The sequence below is a fragment of the Bacillus sp. FSL M7-1020 genome, assembly GCF_038050415.1.
Taxonomy (GTDB): domain Bacteria; phylum Bacillota; class Bacilli; order Bacillales; family Bacillaceae_G; genus Bacillus_A; species Bacillus_A toyonensis.
The window spans coordinates 2,767,666-2,786,293 of sequence record NZ_JBBOTW010000001.1 but is presented as its reverse complement, the minus strand read 5'-3'; the positions used below and the strand labels follow the sequence as shown (position 1 = coordinate 2,786,293).

The window sequence follows — 18,628 nt, the reverse complement described above, 5'->3', positions numbered from 1 at the left end:
TACTGATTAAAGTTTTATTTCATAATCTTTCACTTTATTAATAGTAGAATTTATTAGAAAGGATAATCATTTGTTTGATATAATTAATGGATGTGAAGTAGGCAATAGATAGAAAGATACTTCTAGCAATTTTATACTTATAATGTAGGGAGATTGAACAGAGTTATGGGGACAGAAAAAGAAATTAGTTCCGCTAAATTAATATGGAAGATGACGCGCCCGCATACATTAACGGCGACGTTTTCTCCTGTAATTTTAGGGACGGTGGCATCACTTTATGTTGCCGAAATTGATTGGCTTTTATTTATTGCGATGATGGTTGCATGTTTAGCATTGCAAATCGCAACGAACTTATTTAATGAGTACTATGATTTCAAACGTGGATTAGATACAGCTGATTCTGTTGGAATTGGTGGCGGGATTGTCCGTCATGGATTGAAGCCGAAAAATGTTTTAACAGTTGCGCTTTTATTGTACGTAGTAGCAGCTTTTATTGGTATTTATATTTGTATGAATAGTAGCTGGTGGTTAGTGGTCATTGGTTTATTTGGGATGGCGGTTGGCTATTTATATACAGGTGGTCCATTACCTATTGCGTACACCCCGTTTGGAGAATTAGTTTCTGGGTTATTAATGGGGACATGTTTTGTACTCATTGCTTTCTTTATTCAAACGAATACTGTAACAGTTGAAAGTATATTGATTTCCATTCCAATTGGAATTTTAGTCGGTGCAATCAACATGTCGAATAACATCCGAGATATCGAAGAAGATATTAAAGGTGGAAGAAAGACATTAGTAATCCTCCTTGGGAGAGAAAAAGCAATAGTAACACTAGCGGTAGCCTTTTTCATTGCTTATTTATGGATCGCTATAATTGTATTGATGGGTTATATAAGCCCTTGGGCATTAGTGATGTTCTTAGGTTTGAGAAAGCCAATCTCTGCAATTCAAAGTTTCCAAAAAGGGGCAAAGGATCCCGGGTATATGCGCATCGCAATGAAATCAACAGCGATGACAAATACGATTTTCGGCTTCTTATTATCAGCAGGATTATTAATTAGTTACTTGTTCTAAATAACTTAACCCCAATTTCTTAATTTTAATATGGAGAGATTGGGGTTTTATTTTGAGTTTGTTTAACGTTAAGAACATTTTCATTCGAAGTGAAAATACCAATAAATTGCAACTTCATCATTTGTCATATCCAAACCTTTATAAACAAGAAAATCAAACCCACCAATTACAAATCCGCATTTTTCATAAAATTTACATGCTGTAACATTATTATTTTGCGTTTCAAGCATGATCCCGGGCATGTTGCTTTCTTTTGCCCATTGCTTTGCTTGATCAACTAATCTTTTACCAACTCCGAGTGTACGATATTTTTTATCCACCGTTATATCTTCTATGTAAGCATAGTGATTCCAATTTTTTTTCAATACTATGAATCCGATGATTTGGTTATGTAACAGTGCTATGTAAATTACTTGATTAGGCTTATTTATATACTCATTGTACGCCAGTTCTTCATTATCATTTTGTAAATAACTTTTTTCATAACTCGGAACGTCTTCTATTGTATATTCTATGCGTCTATTTACTTTTGAAAGAGAAAGAATTAACCGAGCATTCACTATAAAACTGTCATCAATCTCTGGGAAATTGTCTAAATCATTTGTTTTTAACTCTCTAATTAAAAGGCTCATCGTGATACCTCCAAATAATAGTATTTCTCCTGGTTCTTTATGTAAATCAAATTCATTCCAATTACAAAATTATAATAGCATTTCAATTGTAAGACTATCTCTGCATTTTATCTTTATATCGTCATGCTATTATCTTGATATAACTATGTTGTATGTAGTAGTGACGGAAATAGTGAAAGATTGCTAATTGGTTAATATATAAAATGAACTATTTCTTCCTAACAATAAAATAAATCGGGAGAAGATAAAAGATGCAAAGAACAATTTTAATCGTAGAAGATGAAGATATTTTACGTGAGATTATGAAGGATTACCTATTAAACGAAGGGTATAACATCTTAGAGGCGATTGATGGGAAAGAAGCGTTATCTATATTTGAAGAGTATGAGGTGCATTTAATTATTTTAGATATTATGTTACCGGAATTAGATGGTTGGGCGGTATGTCGGCGAATTCGAAAGAAATCTAATGTACCTATTATTATGTTAACGGCTCGGGTAGATGAGGATGATACTTTACTCGGATTTGAACTAGGAGCAGATGATTATGTTACAAAGCCATATAGTCCTCCTATTTTATTAGCAAGAGCAAAACGATTAATGGAAAGCCGATATTCTTCCGCTGTTAAAGTATTAACTGCAGACACATTAACGAGTAGTGGTATCCATGTACATTTTCCTTCTCGTACAGTAACCATAGATGGGGAAGACATAAGTTTGACGCATACAGAATTTGAAATATTAACGTATTTTATGCAAAATCAAGGAATTGTAATTTCAAGAGAACAACTAATCAATAAAATTTTTGGTTATGAATTTGCCGGGGATGATCGCACTATTAATAGTCATATTCGTAATTTGCGTCATAAATTAGGACAAAAAGCAGCTTGTATTGTAACTGTTGTACGAGCTGGTTATAAATTTGAGGGACAAGTATGAAAAAAGGAATTGTATTAAAGTTATTTATTTTAACAACAGCATTATGCACACTTATTTTAGTAACTATTTTTATCGGACAAACTATATTTTTTAAACAATACTACGCAAATCGAAAAGTGAATGATATTAAAACAAATATTCAATCCTTTGAAAAAGGATATGTAAAAGCTGGAGATGATGCGAAAGCAATTCAAGAATTGGAACAAAATTTCTATCAAGAGAATGCGACATGGATTACAACGTTAGATCGTGTAGGAAATATAAAATATGCAAATGATTTTTCTGTAGAAATTCAATTAGACCCTAACGAAGATAAGAGATTTTCTGAACGTTCCATTCATATACCGTTGTATAGTTTTATCAATTTAGAAGATATACAAAGGATGAAATATAGTTTAGAACAAGGGAGTCATATTATTATCGACGGAGTACAGAAGGGGGATATAGTAATCCCTGCGATGTTAACGATAAAAGAGAAGAATGTTGGGCTGGAGAACAAGCAACTGTCAGAAAGGTTGTATGGGCCAAAAGCCGCATCTTCAAAAGAAAGTTCACAATTATATTTAGCAGGAAGCATTCAGAATGTACAATTACCTGAGGGGACTGTAGGAACGAACTTTATATATGGAAATCGTGTGCTTATAGATAGAATAAAGCAATTTCAGGTGGATTTATTGTTGGATCAAAAATTTAATGAGGTTACTTCTACAGAAATATTGGATTACGAAGAAAATGATATTAAATATAAACTTTTAATCAAGCCAACAATAGATGCAGAGGGTAAGACAAACTATATTTTTGCTATGACATCATTGCAACCAGTTGATGAAGCGGTGCAAATGATTAAGGATTATTATGTATATTTAATTATCTTTGTACTGATTTTAATTGTTTTGATATCGTTCTATTACTCAAAAAAAATCGCCAAACCACTATTACAAATAAATGATACTACAAAAAAAATTGCGGGTTTAGATTTCTCAGAGACGATACCTATTACGACAAAGGATGAAATAGGTGATTTATCACAAAATATTAATACTCTTTCTAAAGCTTTGCATTCGTATATTCATCAATTACAGCAAGATATAGAGAAAGAAAAGCAATTAGAAAATACACGTAAAGAATTTATCGCGGGTGTTTCACATGAGTTAAAAACACCTTTAAGTATTATGAAGAGCTGTATTTCAATTTTGGAGGATGGCGTTGCTAGTAATAAAAAGGATTATTACTTTAAAGCAATGTCAAAAGAAGTAGATAAAATGGATATGCTCATTATTGATATGCTGGAGTTAGCAAAATTCGAATCTGGTACGTATAAAATGGAGATGGATGTCTTCCATATTGATGAGATGATTGATTATATATGTGAGCAATTAACTTCGGATATAACAGCTAAGCAATTATATGTTCATAAACAATTTTCTAAAATTGAAGTTGTTGCAAACCCAAATCGCATAGAACAAGTTATAACGAACTTTATTACGAATGCGATTCGTTACACACCAGAACAGGAGAATATTATTATTTCTACAATAGAAGAGAATGAACGTGTAAAAGTATGTATAGAAAATAAAGGGGCTCATATCGCGCCAGAACATTTAGAAAAAATATGGGATCGTTTTTATCGAGGAGATACGTCTCGTCAACGTTCAAAAGGTGGAACAGGATTGGGCCTTGCTATTTCAAAGAATATATTGGAGCTGCATGATGCGGAGTATGGTGTTTCGAATACAGAAGATGGAGTATTATTTTATTTCTATTTAAATAAAAACGTGTAGAATTTTTGTTCTACACGTTTTTATCATTTTTAAACAAAATCGACATTATCTGCATTTTATCTTTATCAGTATTTATTACTATTTTCATTAGAAACGGAATGAAAAGCTGATAAGGAGATTGTTAAAATGCAAAAAAGAGCGATATTGCTTTTATTTATAATATTAATAATGGGCACAGGAGTTAGTTTCATACATGCTAAGGGGCATAAAAATATATCACAAGAGGATTTACGATTAAAAGGAAAAACTATTGTAATTGATCCGGGGCACGGTGGAGGAGATAGAGGGACGAAAGGAAAGAAATTTGGAACGATTGAAAAAGAACTCAATTTAAAAGTAGCACAAAATATAAAGAAAGAATTAGAAGAAAGAACGGATGCTAAAGTTATATTAACACGTGAAAAAGATACGAGTTTACTTCCAGAAACAAAGCAAAAGGAAGAGTTGCAAGCTCGTGTTAAAGTAGCGAAAGACCATGCGGCGGATCTTTATATTAGCGTTCATCATGATGCTTTTGAAGATACGAATGTAAAGGGAATAACAACTCATTATGGATCTAATAAAAGGAAAGATAAAAAGTTAGCTAAGATCGTACAAGAAGCTATTTTTGATCAAAATATAGACAGCCGAGATCGAGGTGTTCATGGAAGTGATTTTCTTGTCTTACGAGAAAATCCTTCTCCGTCTATTTTAATTGAATTAGGATTTACATCTAATGCGAGTGATGAAAAAAGAATGAATTTAGAAGAATTCCAGGCGAAATCGCAACAAGGTATTGTGGATGGCATTATTAATTATTTTACGATGTAATAAAATAGGCAAATAGAAAAATACTATTCTTTCTAAATCTTAATTAGGAAGAGTAGTATTTTTTATTTTGGGTGTATATCCAGTTTTTAAATTAGAAACAAATGTTTTCTAAAGAGTGGATGCGATACGCTATTCTTTAACTGATTTCGACATTATCTGCATTTTATCTTTATCCATCTCTATTAATCTATTTATTGTAAACACCGGTTGAAACTAACGATTCAGTCGAATAAAGGCTCAGCCTTATAAATAATGAATATGAAAATTAATAGGGAAAGGATCGAAAAATAATGAAAGAATCGCAAAGTAAGAAAAAAACAAGTGTAGTAACGAAGGCAATCATATCTTTAGGAGTTGTTTTAGCGACGACCTTTTTCACATTCTTCATAATTGGAAATTGGAACTCTACCCCAGCGAAGGGAGTAGCTAATGAAAGTAGTAAACAAGTTAATACGCAACAAGAAGAAAAGAAAAAAGAAACACCACCAGCAAAACAGAAAAGACCTGATGGAAAACCGGTAGGAAAGGTTGTGTATTTAACATTCGATGACGGTCCTAGCGAATTAACTGGAAAATTTTTAGATGTACTAAAAGAGCAAAATGTTGCTTCGACATTTTTTATGCAAGGTAGCAATTTACAAAATACAGGTTTTCAGGAAAACGTAAAACGAGCAGTAAAAGAAGGACATTATATTGGTGCTCATAGTATGACACATAATAGTGATAAGCTATACAAAAAAGGACAATTTGTATCGGAGATGAAAGAAACGTTAGCTCTTATCCATAATATTACGGGTACAACGCCTAAACTAGTTCGTCCGCCATATGGATCTGCACCAGGATTAAAGGGTGAGGAAATTCGTAATCAAATTGTAGAAGCAGCAATAAAAGTTTGGGATTGGACAATAGACTCAAATGATTGGAAATTAAAAGATAATCCAACTCAGATTATCGATAATGTAAAGAAACAGACAACAGAAGAAGTAGAAGTTGTTTTAATGCATGAAAAGGCGCAAACATTACAAGCTCTTCCTGAAATTATTAAATTTTATAAAGAGAAAGGGTATGAATTTGGGGTATATAATGATGAGGATCATTTTCGTCTAAACTTCCAAAAAGATCAACGTCTATAGTATAAACATAGTTATTTTAAAAGGTGTTTTTATTACTAAATCAATAATTAAGCCAAAAGTCGATTTCCTATACGATAAAGAAATCGGCTTTTTTTATAAAGTTGACTTTTTTATCAAAAGGGTTTATTCTACTTGTGCAAGTAACAACTTGCATTCGGGTTTGGATAAAGATTATGTGAAAGTTGGATGAAACGTGAATGAAATGACAAATACATCAGAACGTATTATTGAGGCTTTTTTAGAACTATTCCGCACTCATGGCTATAAGGGAACGACTACACGCTCGATTTCGGAATTAGCGGGCGTAAACGAAGTAACAATCTTTCGGAATTTCGGGAGCAAAAAGAATATTATGGAAAAAGCCGTCGAATCTTTATCGCATGATATGGAATTGAATAAATTAATGCCTGGAGAGATGACTTGGAATCTTGAAGATGACTTGCTATCTATTGCAGAAGGATATCTTGCATATATAGAAAAGTTAAAGGATTTAATTTTGATTAGTTTTCAGGAAGCTGAAATGTTCCCAGAGCTCAAAGAAAAAATTGCATTAATTCCTAAACAATTAAAAGATAATTTGGTTTCATATTTCATTGAGATGAGAGAAAAGGGAAAGCTTATTGAAACTGATATGGAAGCCCAGGCGATGAACTTTATTTGGATGAATTTCGGTTACTTTCTTTCTAACTCACGCTTCGGTGACAATTTATTTTCAAATTCAAAAGAGACTTTTCTAAAACATAGTGTCCAACTATTTTCTAGGGGGCTAACTCCCTAGGTCTTTTTTTACACCCAATGCAAGTAAGTACTTGCTATAATAAAACAACAAGGAGTACGACAATGAAAACTTTAAAAAATTTCTTTAAATTCCCCCCAACATTCATTGGAATTGCAACAGCATTTGCCTTTCTGTTAATTTTCTTTTGTGTGTGGATGACTGCATACGATGGTGTTACTGATCGGATAAACAAATTAAAAATTGGGTTAGTTAATGAAGATAATGAAATAGGAGCCAATATTGAAAAAAACTTGAAGGAAAATCTGCCCTTTAAAGTTAAAAGCTATAGCTCTGTAACACATGCCAAAGAAGATATGAATAACCGTAACTTAGATATGGTTATCCAAATTCCTGCAAATTTCTCAAGTCTATTGAAAGAAAAAAATACTACAGAGATTAACTATTTCATCAATCAAGCGAATGCATCTTTGACAAAACAGATTATGGAAGGCGCAACAAAAGATATTACGCAAACAATTAATAAAAATGTTTATACGTATAAACAAAAACTTATTTCTTCCAACTTATCTAATGAACTAAGTACAGTGATGCCGTCAGAAGAATTGGCCCAAAAGTTATCAGGAAACATCACGAAAGCTTTGAGTTCATTAAACATTGATTCTGTGCAATCATCTGTCAAAAAAACAAACAATACAGATGGCTTTGCAGCAACTATGATTCCATTTTTAATTGTTCTTGCTTCATGGGGTGGAGCTATGCTTATGAGTTTAAATCTTAATATTGTTGCAACAATATTAAAAAACACTCACGGAAAATGGTCTATATTCTTATCAAGACAAGTTATTAATATTGTCGTATCTGTTATTTTAGCTATTATCACGTTATTATTAATGACCTTATTTAATGTTAAATTAAATACAAGTTTGTTTGAAACATGGGTATTCCAAACTCTTGTCTTTTTCTCTTTCTTAAGCGTAACACAAATGTTCATCGTTCTATTTGGTCCTGCTGGTATGATGTTTAATATCATATCACTGTCAGTACAATTAGTTACTTGTGGGGTAATTGTTCCAAAAGCGTTACTATCAAATTTTTATCAGACTGTAGGTTCTCTTTTCCCTGGAACTTATGTAGCTGACGGATATCAAACAATAATTTTTGGCGGGGGAAATCTATCACACGATATGAATATTCTTCTTTGCACTTCAATTATTACCATTCTTATAGCGATGGGGAGAATTATGCTGCAAAGAAATAGTAAAAGTGAATCAATCAAACAAACGGCCAACAGATAAAAAGCTTATGGTACATGTATAGGCTTCTTTTTCTGGTAGCCCCCGTACCTATCAACTTAAAACATTTATAGCACCCCAGAACGAAAATCCCGTGTGTTTTTTCGTTCTGGGGTATTTGGTTTTTATAGTTTGATGGTGATGAGGACCACCACATTGCTTAAAAAAAGAATAAATCTAAGATTTTCTCTTTTTTTAGCTAGCTGTGTCCTTGAAATAAGTCTATACCGTTTATTAAAAACATTTACATACCTTCCCGCAAATATGTTAGAAAAATTTTTGTAGCATTTGAAAATGTTTGATGCTTCTTCCAAAGGATATTTAGTCCTGCCTCTAGTTTAGGAGAGAGGGGGCGGAAGCAAAGTGTACTTTCCTCAGACGTATTAATCAGCTTATCAATACACAATGCGTAGCCTATATTTTCTTTTACGAGTAAGGATGCGTTATAAAGTAAATTATATGTACTTATAACATTCAAGCTTTCAATTTCCTTTCCAAGCCACCCTGATAATTCATTACTTACAGCCGTTTGTCTTGATATGATAAGAGGTGTATTTAGTAAGTCTGTTGGATGGATATAAGCTTTTGCCGCTAAGGGACTGTCTTTTCGCATAAGTACGCCCCATACATCAGTAGCTGGCAACTTTAAGTAGTCATATTTTTGTTTATTTGCTGGCTCAATAATGATACCAAAATCTAATAAACCACTATCTAATTTTGTTGTAATGTCATCAGCGTTGCCGCTATATAAATGAAATTTAATGTTAGGGTGATGGGCAACAACTTTTTTTATAGTTTGTGCAATGAACTGCATTGCCTCTGTTTCTCCAGCTCCAATATGAATTTCTCCACGAATAATTTCAGATTGTTGGTTAAAATTAGCTTCTGTTTTTTCTACTAAATCCACAATTTCTTTTGCTCGATCTAATAAAAACATACCTTCGTCTGTTAAAGTGATTTTTCGATTTCCTCGTACAAACAAAGTAGTTCCAAGCTCTTCTTCCAGGTTGTTTAACTGTCTTGATAATGTAGGTTGAGATAAATGCAATGCATTTGCAGCAGCAGATATATTCTCTTGCGTTGCTACCGCAATGAAGTAGCGTAATACACGTATGTCCAAAAAACTCTTCTCCTTTGTATGCCTATTTGTTATAGGAATGTATTCAATATAGGTATTTGTTATCTCGATAATACCATTTTATAATCACATTACCAAAAGCATTGATGAGAAGTGAAAAAGGAGTTGAAGTGTTTTTTATGAAGAATTCAACAAGTGTATTAATTTTTATATTAGCAGTAGGGGTTTTCGGTATTCTTAATACTGAAATGGGATATATTGGCCTGCTTCCGGCATTATCAGATCATTTTGATGTAAGTGTTTCGAAGGCAAGTTTAATGGTTAGTTTGTTCGCGCTCGCCATTGCCATTGCGGCTCCAACGCTTCCTTTAGTTTTTTCGGGTGTAAATCGAAAAACGGTTATGTTGCTTGTACTAGCAATCTTTATTATCGGCAACGTTATTTCAATTTTTACAACGAATTATACAGTTGCTTTAGTTGCACGAGTAATTCCGGCTTTCTTTCATCCAGTGTACGTATCGATGGCTTTATCAGTAGCAGCAACTTCAGTTAGTGCAAAAGAAGCTCCAAAAGCAGTTGCCAAAGTGTTTATTGGGGTTTCAGCTGGTATGGTTTTAGGTGTACCGATTGTCAACTTTTTAGCAAATGTATTTACACTTGAAATATCATTAACATTTTTTGCACTTGTTAATATTTTTGCGTTTATTATGACAATCGTATTTATTCCCTCTATGCCTGTTCAGGAAAAGCTTTCTTATGGTTCGCAGCTTAAGATTTTAACGAAAGGTATCACATGGCTATCCATACTTGCTGTAACTTTTTTAAATGGAGCGGTATTTGGAATTTATAGTTATCTAGCTGAATATTTAGATGTAGTTACGAAAATGTCGCCGTATATGATAAGTAGCATGCTATTTGTTTATGGGTTAGCAAATATTATCGGGAATATTCTTGCAGGGAGATTACTGACAATAGCCCCTGTCCGTACGGTAATCATTTATCCCATTGCTCTAATGATATTATATTTTGCCTTTTTCTTTGTATCAGATCTTGCGATACCAACTGCAATTTTTATTGTAATTTGGGGTGTTCTTGGCGGGATTGGTGGTAATGTCAATCAATATTGGATGATGTCTTCAGCACCTAATTCACCAGATTTTGCTAATGGCTTATTTTTAACTTCTTGTAATTTAGGGACTACAATTGGTACTGGGGTCGCAGGGATAATTATTGCACAAATTGGAACGAAATATATTTTATTTGTAGGCATATTTGCATTAGTATTAGGGTTTATTTGTATTCTGCTTCGAAATATGTTGTATAAATCTACAAATGCCTAAGTGCTATTTTGCGTTACATTACTAAGGAAAAGCGCATTTGAGGTGTGTTAGGAAGAAAATGATTACGTTTTTATTTCTTTTCATTGTAATGCCGCTATTAATTGCTTGTGGTAGTGAAATATTTAATACGTAGCAATCTTATAACTATGAGAAAGTTCGTTTGTGATTACAAACAATTATTCTTATAATAATATAAATAATCTATTTTTTACAATCAGAAGGGATAGCTATGCAAGATAAATTAATCTTTGCATGTTTCATGCCTAAAAAAGTGGCGACTCAAAAACTTGAAAGAAAAGCAAGTAATCTAATATTGAGGTTACTTGTTTTTCTTTTTATCGAAACAATATAAAAGGGACTCTTAATTTTATAAGAGTTCTTTTTTGCAATCCTAATAAATTCTTCTCAATAATTGAAAATAAAATCAATCCAGATTATTATATTGTTATTGTAAATTTATTTTATTTAAGGAGGATACTACATAGATGAAAAACTCAAAAGGCTCTATTGAATCAGAGATAAGCAAAGCAATTACTCATTGGGAAAAGGACTACCTAGGACGCGGGTCTATATCCGTTAAGACAGATATATTACGGGATATGATTATCGTAAATTTACAAGGTATTTTAACGCCAGCTGAATATACTGTTTGCGAAACAAAAGAAGGTATGCTAACTATAAAGAAAAATCGTTCGGAGCTAGTTGAATCTGGAATTGAAGATCTTAAAGAGATTATACTGGAATTAACTGGAGAAAAAGTGAAGAGTTTTCATACAGATATAAGCTCCCGTACAGGTGAACGAGTAATGATTTTTAAATTGTTTCATAATCTTGAGGAAAAGTTTTAAAAATTAAAACCACCGTAGTGTTAGTGGGAGATAATTAAGAAACCTAAAAGTTTTGCACTTTATTTATATTTATTAACATGATAATAATTAAAAACTTGAAATTATTTACGTATAATGAATTTTGATTGAAATAACGCTTTAAAAAATGGATAAATAAATTGACAACCTGCTTAATATAGTTTATCTTATAATTGTTTTAAAAAATTAATAGATGCTTATTTTAACTGTTTGCTATAATTAAGGCTTTAGCATTTTTTTAATATGTAATATTGACTAAATGAAAAAGTTTCTTAATTGAAAGATAGCGCATAACATAAATTGATATATTGATTGCATAATCTAGGAGATCAGAGATATACTGTTATTTTTAATAGGAGTAATACATACATTACTATCCTCTATAAAATGGGAGCTCTTCAAAAAACTTTATTGAAGTTAGTTGAAGTGAAACCGACAACTTCCATAATTCAATGATGATATAAAATCATTGAATTATGGAAGTTGTCGGTTTTTTTTATGGAAAAAACGATGTACTAAAAAGAGTGAATAAAAATTGAAATTAAAAAACTATCGTAATTAAAAGGAATTTTTATAGGTTATTTTCGTTTGGAAGGGAGTATTTTACATGTTAATTTCGCTAAGTTCATCAACACTGTTAACTTTATTTTTTATGGCACTTAGTGCTTCTTGGCTAAATGGATTATTGTTTTTAAATGCAAGGATACCTTTACGTTTTGTTCATATCCATATTGGTATCGCTGCTTTGCCTTCATTGGTTTCTTTACTCGCACTTGTTAATAACAATGGAGATAGAGCTGTGGGGCCTTGGCATCTAGATACTTTAGCTTGGTTAATGGCTTTCTTTGTTCTTACAATTGGTTTAATCATTCAGCGTTTTTCTGTACGTTACTTAATGGGAGATCGCTCATATCGAAAATACTTTGCACTTTTTACATTTACTACAGGTGTATCTTCGGTTGCATGGTTAAGTGATGATCTTCGCTTCATGATTATTTGTTGGGGCGCAACTCTTATAGGATTGGTTCTACTCATAGGGCTAAATAAAGGGTGGAAAGTAGTTAGTGAAGCAACAAAAATCTCTGGCTATTTATTTACAATAAGTTGGATTGCTTTGCTATCAGCTATCATTTGGCTGTTTCAAATAACTGGACAGTGGCAGTTAACATCAGTTTTAGCGAATGAAAATGTAGTGCAACATGGAACATTGGAAAGAACAGCAATCAATTTATTAATTATATTGGCTGTGATGATTCCAGCAGCACAATGGCCTTTTCAAAGGTGGTTAATTGAGTCTGCTGTTGCTCCAACTCCTGTTTCTGCTATTATGCATGCGGGTTTAGTAAATGCTGGCGGTATCATGTTAACTAGATTTTCACCTCTTTTTCATGATGATATTGCACAAATCATTTTACTAATTTTCTCTAGTATTTCTGTCTTAATAGGTACAGGAATTAGTTTAGTCCAAGTTGATTATAAACGTCAGCTAGTAGGTTCAACTATTGCGCAAATGGGATTTATGCTTATTCAATGTGCATTAGGCGCCTATGTAGCGGCTGTTATTCATTTAATTTTACATGGTTTGTTTAAAGCTACACTGTTTTTACAAGCTGGTTCTTCAGTAGAACGTTTTGGGGTAGTGAAGCAGTCTAATGAAAAGATGTCCAATTTATGGATGATAGTCGGGCGTGGTTTAGGATTATTTATAGCAATTACTTTTTGGTTTATGACTTCTGGAGAGGGGTATCAACTAGTTAGTGCGTTAATCTTAGGATGTTCACTATACTTTTCGTGGAAACAACTTGTTGTTTTTGGAGAGGGAAGAATGGGACGAATTGCTGGCTTAATTGTTTTGATTGGATTTTTTCTCATTTACTTTACCGTTCATAATTCTCTTTATAAATGGTTGCATACTGATATTTATCAAAGTGTTCAACCTTCAGCTCCAGCCGCTATCTTTGTTATATGTATTTTACTATTTAGTAGTGCTATTAGTACTTTCGTTACTCGTAATCAATCTTCTACTTTATTCGCTGTACTTTATCTTTGGTTAGTTCGAGTAGGTGAGGCGAGAAGAAAGTCAGTAGAAAGTCACCCAAGCTATCTTAAACATTATGTATCAAAGGGAGGTAATTCGTGATGAGCATACCGTCAATATTAAAGAAAGATACAAACATTGATATGCAAGAAAATACTATAAATGATTTAGTTGCATCTGCTAGCCGTGTTATTGCGACACTTTGGCCTATCTCTACGTTTGCAGCTCATCACCCTTGGATGGGACTTGAAAAGCAATCATTTGAACAAGTCGCAAATTGGTTAAAAGAAGCTCGTAATGTGGATATTTATCCTAGTGCCTCCATGATTCATTCGGCAAAAGCGAAAGGTGAGATTGAGGAATCATTTTTACAAATGAGTTTGTCTCGTTGGCTGGATTCACAATCTTTTCATATTCCGCGAGAGAAAGCAGAGCGATTTTGCCAAGCAGCTTTAAAGTTAGAAAAATTACCTTCTAGTCTATTATCATCGCCAGAATTAAATAAATTGGCAGAAGAAATGAGTTATATAAATACAGGAAGTATGAAAGCCTCTGTTATGCAGCCAATAAGTTTGCTTATAGAGAATCAAAATAGTGAAAACCTATCTGATATTCTTAATTATCATATCATTAAATGGTGTAAATTATATCTTGATGAATCCGGGTTAAGTTGGACGATGCCAAATCGAGAGAAAGGTTTTTATCGGGCATGGCAACACCTTATTAAATTTGATCCAGCGCTCAGTAAAAATGAGCGTAAAGTTTTAAAAGATTGGCCACAGGATGCCCAAGTTGCTTTAGCGAGAGCATTATCTGAACTAGGAATTTCTGAATCTAACATGCAAGCTTACCTTGAAGGGCACTTACTTTCTTTACCTGGGTGGGCAGGAATGATACGATGGCGCTCACAACAATCAATTCAGGAACAGAGGCTCTTAATAGAATATTTAGCAGTTCGAATTTCTATGGAGTTGGCTATTGCAAAACCTTATTTACCTTTAAAAAATCAAAAGGTTGAGAAAAAAGTTTCGATCGTCCCACTTATAGCTTCTTGGATCTATTGGGGGAATATTTCAATAGAGGAATGGCTACAAATGCCTGCAGCTGAACAAAGCGAATTATTAACATTTGCTTATCGTTTTGATGAAAATATTCGCAAGAAACTTTGGCTCGAAGCTTGGGAACAGACGCATACAGAGCAATTAAGGGAGAAGATTGCTTCTAAACAATGTGCAACTAATGATAAAAAGCGTGTATTAGCTCAATTAGCATTCTGTATTGATGTACGTTCAGAACCGTTTCGTCGCCACCTTGAAAAATTAGGTCCGTTTGAAACATTTGGAATAGCTGGTTTCTTTGGATTACCAATTGCAACTAGTGAACTAGGTAGTAATAACAACCATCCTTCTTTGCCAGTTATACTCAAACCGAAACATCAAATAAAAGAGCTCACAAATGAAAATGAACTTAAATCTTATGAGCAACGTAAGAGGATAGGTAGTTCGGTGCGTTATACATTTAAAACGATGAAACAGAACGTACTGACAAGTATGGCGCTACCTGAGTTAAGTGGTCCATTACTTGGTCTACAGATGGTGACAAGAAGCTTTGTCCCAAGAGGAGTTGGTGGTTTCATTCGTAACCTTCGTAAAACTATGTTACAAAAACCTGATACAACATTCTCGCTTAATCATGTTCATGACACAAAAGGTGAGATACCTATCGGTTTTACGAAAGAAGAAAAAGTGAACTATGTGCGTCAAGCTTTAAAAATGGTGGGACTGACAGAAAAATTTGCTCCTTTAGTTGTAATGTGCGGACACAGTAGTCAAAGTACGAACAACCCTTATGCTGCAGCACTTGAGTGTGGTGCTTGTGGCGGAGCAGCAGGAGGATTCAATGCAAGAGTTTTTGCTACTTTATGCAATCTGCCAGAAGTGCGAGAGGCGTTGTTTGCTGAAGGTATTAAAATTCCTGAGGATACCATTTTTGCAGCAGCTGAACATAAAACAACAGTGGACGAATTGGAATGGATTTACGTCCCGGAACTTTCGGAAACTGCACAAGAAGCATTTGATTGTATCGAGTCGATTATGCCAAATGTGAGCCAACATGCAAATAGAGAGCGTTTAACACAATTACCAAATTTTAAAACGAAAATAAAAAATGCGAGTAAAGAGGCACATCGATTTGCAGAAGATTGGAGTGAAATACGTCCAGAATGGGGATTAGCCCGTAATGCATCTTTTATTATCGGGCAACGAGAATTAACTCAGGATTGTGATTTAGAAGGTAGGGCTTTCCTCCATAATTATGATTGGAAACAGGATGAAAGTGGCGATATATTAGCTAACATTATTGCAGGACCAGGAACAGTAGCTCAGTGGATAAATCTACAATATTACGCTTCAACTGTAGCTCCACATTATTATGGTAGTGGAAACAAAACAACACAAACCGTAACGGCAGGTCTCGGTGTTATGCAGGGAAATGCAAGTGATTTGTTGCCAGGCTTACCTTGGCAATCCGTTATGCAGTCAGATAGTGAGACGTATCACTCACCACTTCGTTTACTAATTGTAATTCAAGCGCCTATTGAATATATAGAGCGTTTGCTAAATAATGATTTCGCATTTCGAGAAAAAGTTCAAAATAGATGGGTTAGACTTGCAAGTATTGATCCAGAGGGACGCTGGAAAAACTGGTAACAATCATGCAATGCATAATCAACTATTGTTACTAGCTTAAAAATTTCATAAATACAATAATGAAGAAGGAGTGCTCCATATGAATTCAAAGAATAAAAAAGTTTTATTGTTAACAGACATTGAACATGGAATAGAGCCTATTATCCAACAAGTAACTAACATTCAACAAGAAAACATGTTGACTATACACAGCTACGATTCTGTAATTGTACATCCTTATGGAGATATAATGAGATCTATTATTATTGCTATTTATCAAGAAAATGTTGAAGAAATTTTTGTTGTAGGAATAGAGGATAAAGAAACTTCTTCAGTTAATCTACAAACTCAACATGATTTCATAAAAGATAATATAGAATTAGACTATCTCTTTAAACATTGCATGCCTGAATTTTCAAGTGGTAGCCTGAATGCATGGCTAAGTGGACAAGAAAATGTTAGTGAAAATATTAAGAAGAGTATAGATATGATTCGTCAGCATCCGTTAGTACCTTCTGATATTAAAGTTCATGGTTTCATGATTGATAGAACAGGTGGAAAAGAAACGGTTGCAAAAGTTTCTGCTAATAAAGTAGTTGAATACATTAACTAATCTATTAGGGACAAATAAATTCTTAGGTATAAATTACTGTTATATAATAAAATTTAATATGTTTTAAGAATTAGAAGGGATAGTTATGCAAAACAAAATTATTGTTATGTTTCAAAAAGATTTTCGCTTATATGATAACCCAGCTTTATTTGAAGCTGCTCAGTCCGGTGAGGTTGTTCCGGTATATGTACATGACGAAACTTTTTCAATGGGAAGTGCATCAAAGTGGTGGTTGCACCATGCTGTAATAGATGTAAAGAAGCAACTTGAGGCATTGGGTTCTACTTTAATAATTCGTAAAGGACGTACGGAGGAAGAAATACGTTCTCTCATAGAACAATTACGTATAACGGCTGTATATTGGAATATTTGCTATGATCCGGACAGATTACAATCTAATCAAAAAATGAAAATGATGTTAGAAGGTAAAGGCATTATTTGTAAGGAATTTAATTCGCATTTATTATTAGAACCGTGGATTATTAAAAAGAAAGATAACACTGAATATAAGGTGTTTACGCCTTTTTACAATGCATTTCAAAAGCAGATAATACCTAAACCTATTAGTAAAGTGCAGAGTATAAAGTGGGGAAACTCTTTACCAGCAAGCTTATCTGTTTCAGAATTACACTTGTTGCCGACTATACCGTGGACATCTCATATGGAAGCAATATGGGATCCGACAGAAGAAGGGGCATACAAAACATTCAAGAAATTTTTCTCTAGCAAATTAGTCTTTTATAGTGAAGGAAGAGATTTTCCAGATCAAAATGTACATTCGATGTTGGCACCGTATCTTTCATTTGGTCAAATATCAGTGAGGTTGATGTATCATTACTTAATAAATAAAAGTACCGAAAGACAATGTAGTCTTTTTGAAAAACAAGTGAATAGCTTTATACGTCAATTAATTTGGCGAGAGTTTTCTTATTATTTACTATATCATTATCCGTTTACAGTATATAAACCTCTTAATAAGAGCTTTGAACATTTTCCGTGGAATAATGAAGAGGAGTTATTAACAGTATGGCAGAAAGGTGAAACTGGTTATCCGTTTATTGATGCGGGAATGCGGGAACTGTGGCAAACAGGTTTTATGCATAATCGAGCAAGAATGGCTGTAGCTTCTTTTCTTGTAAAGCATTTATTAATCCCATGGCAAGAAGGAGCAAAATGGTTTATGGATACACTATTAGATGCTGATATTGCAAATAATACAATGGGGTGGCAATGGGTTGCTGGAAGTGGAGCGGATGCATCACCATACTTTCGTATTTTTAACCCGATTACACAAGGAGAAAAGTTTGATAAAAATGGGGAGTATATAAGAAGATGGGTGCCAGAATTAAGAGATATACCGAATAAATATATACATAAGCCGTGGGAAGCACCTGAGCATATTTTACAAAAGGCCAATATACAGCTTGGTCATACATATCCTTTGCCAGTTGTTGATCATAAGGCAGCGCGGGAGAGAGCACTTTGTGCATATAAAAGTATGAAAGAATTTATATAAAATACACGAGTCAATATGAATTTGATATGTAAAGGGTATAATGAAAAGTATAAGAATGTCTATTTGTGTATTAAAGTTGTATTCATTG

General features: G+C 33.4%; 15 protein-coding genes. 13 read left to right on the top strand and 2 right to left on the bottom strand.

Annotated features, from left to right (window positions below; genetic code table 11):
* Positions 1–165 precede the first annotated feature (165 nt).
* Positions 166–1,077, top strand: coding sequence for a 1,4-dihydroxy-2-naphthoate polyprenyltransferase (gene menA / locus MHB70_RS14180; protein ID WP_061530647.1), 912 nt, complete (start codon positions 166–168; stop codon positions 1,075–1,077).
* An 80-nt stretch (positions 1,078–1,157) separates the two neighbouring features.
* On the opposite strand, the gene satA is transcribed toward menA, so the two are convergent.
* The gene (gene satA / locus MHB70_RS14175) at positions 1,158–1,709 is read right to left on the bottom strand and encodes a streptothricin N-acetyltransferase SatA (protein ID WP_000054747.1); all 552 of its coding nucleotides are present in this window, start codon (positions 1,707–1,709) and stop codon (positions 1,158–1,160) included.
* Between the two features lie 251 nt (positions 1,710–1,960).
* Here satA and MHB70_RS14170 point away from each other — a divergent pair, with 251 nt between their 5' ends.
* The 6 genes from MHB70_RS14170 (at position 1,961) to MHB70_RS14145 (ending at position 8,405) form a co-directional block, all read left to right on the top strand.
* Complete coding sequence (locus tag MHB70_RS14170; RefSeq protein WP_001189868.1) at positions 1,961–2,647, top strand: response regulator transcription factor; 687 nt, start codon at positions 1,961–1,963, stop codon at positions 2,645–2,647.
* A complete protein-coding gene (locus MHB70_RS14165; protein WP_000715390.1) occupies positions 2,644–4,428 on the top strand; it encodes a sensor histidine kinase in 1,785 nt (594 codons plus the stop codon). Before MHB70_RS14170 ends, MHB70_RS14165 begins: the two co-directional genes overlap by 4 nt.
* A 126-nt stretch (positions 4,429–4,554) precedes the next feature.
* The gene (locus MHB70_RS14160; protein WP_001171851.1) at positions 4,555–5,238 is read left to right on the top strand and encodes an N-acetylmuramoyl-L-alanine amidase family protein; all 684 of its coding nucleotides are present in this window, start codon (positions 4,555–4,557) and stop codon (positions 5,236–5,238) included.
* 290 nt (positions 5,239–5,528) lie between these two features.
* Positions 5,529–6,371 (top strand): polysaccharide deacetylase family protein, encoded by an 843-nt coding sequence (locus tag MHB70_RS14155; protein WP_000665183.1) that lies wholly within the window; start codon positions 5,529–5,531, stop codon positions 6,369–6,371.
* 193 nt (positions 6,372–6,564) lie between these two features.
* Positions 6,565–7,149: a TetR/AcrR family transcriptional regulator gene (locus MHB70_RS14150; RefSeq protein WP_001004643.1), complete on the top strand. Its 585-nt coding sequence runs from the start codon at positions 6,565–6,567 to the stop codon at positions 7,147–7,149.
* A 62-nt stretch (positions 7,150–7,211) separates the two neighbouring features.
* Positions 7,212–8,405: a YhgE/Pip domain-containing protein gene (locus MHB70_RS14145; RefSeq protein ID WP_080451928.1), complete on the top strand. Its 1,194-nt coding sequence runs from the start codon at positions 7,212–7,214 to the stop codon at positions 8,403–8,405.
* A gap of 241 nt (positions 8,406–8,646) precedes the next feature.
* Here MHB70_RS14145 and MHB70_RS14140 read toward each other — a convergent pair whose 3' ends face one another.
* The gene (locus MHB70_RS14140; RefSeq protein WP_061530646.1) at positions 8,647–9,522 is read right to left on the bottom strand and encodes a LysR family transcriptional regulator; all 876 of its coding nucleotides are present in this window, start codon (positions 9,520–9,522) and stop codon (positions 8,647–8,649) included.
* Positions 9,523–9,626: 104 nt separating this feature from the next.
* Here MHB70_RS14140 and MHB70_RS14135 point away from each other — a divergent pair, with 104 nt between their 5' ends.
* From MHB70_RS14135 to MHB70_RS14110, 6 genes are all read left to right on the top strand, one after another.
* Entirely contained in the window at positions 9,627–10,820 is a 1,194-nt protein-coding gene (locus MHB70_RS14135) for an MFS transporter (RefSeq protein WP_061530645.1), read from the top strand.
* A gap of 485 nt (positions 10,821–11,305) precedes the next feature.
* Complete coding sequence (locus MHB70_RS14130; RefSeq protein ID WP_000798167.1) at positions 11,306–11,668, top strand: DUF2294 domain-containing protein; 363 nt, start codon at positions 11,306–11,308, stop codon at positions 11,666–11,668.
* A gap of 625 nt (positions 11,669–12,293) precedes the next feature.
* Entirely contained in the window at positions 12,294–13,826 is a 1,533-nt protein-coding gene (locus MHB70_RS14125) for an NADH dehydrogenase subunit 5 (protein ID WP_061530644.1), read from the top strand.
* Positions 13,826–16,432, top strand: a complete 2,607-nt coding sequence (locus tag MHB70_RS14120; RefSeq protein WP_061530643.1) for a DUF2309 domain-containing protein — start codon at positions 13,826–13,828, stop codon at positions 16,430–16,432. The genes MHB70_RS14125 and MHB70_RS14120 overlap by 1 nt, the downstream gene beginning before the upstream one ends.
* 79 nt (positions 16,433–16,511) lie before the next feature.
* On the top strand, positions 16,512–17,024 hold the full coding sequence (locus MHB70_RS14115; protein WP_001086237.1) for a hypothetical protein: 513 nt from the start codon (positions 16,512–16,514) through the stop codon (positions 17,022–17,024).
* Positions 17,025–17,109: 85 nt separating this feature from the next.
* Positions 17,110–18,540, top strand: a complete 1,431-nt coding sequence (locus MHB70_RS14110) for a cryptochrome/photolyase family protein (protein ID WP_001179960.1) — start codon at positions 17,110–17,112, stop codon at positions 18,538–18,540.
* Positions 18,541–18,628 lie beyond the last annotated feature (88 nt).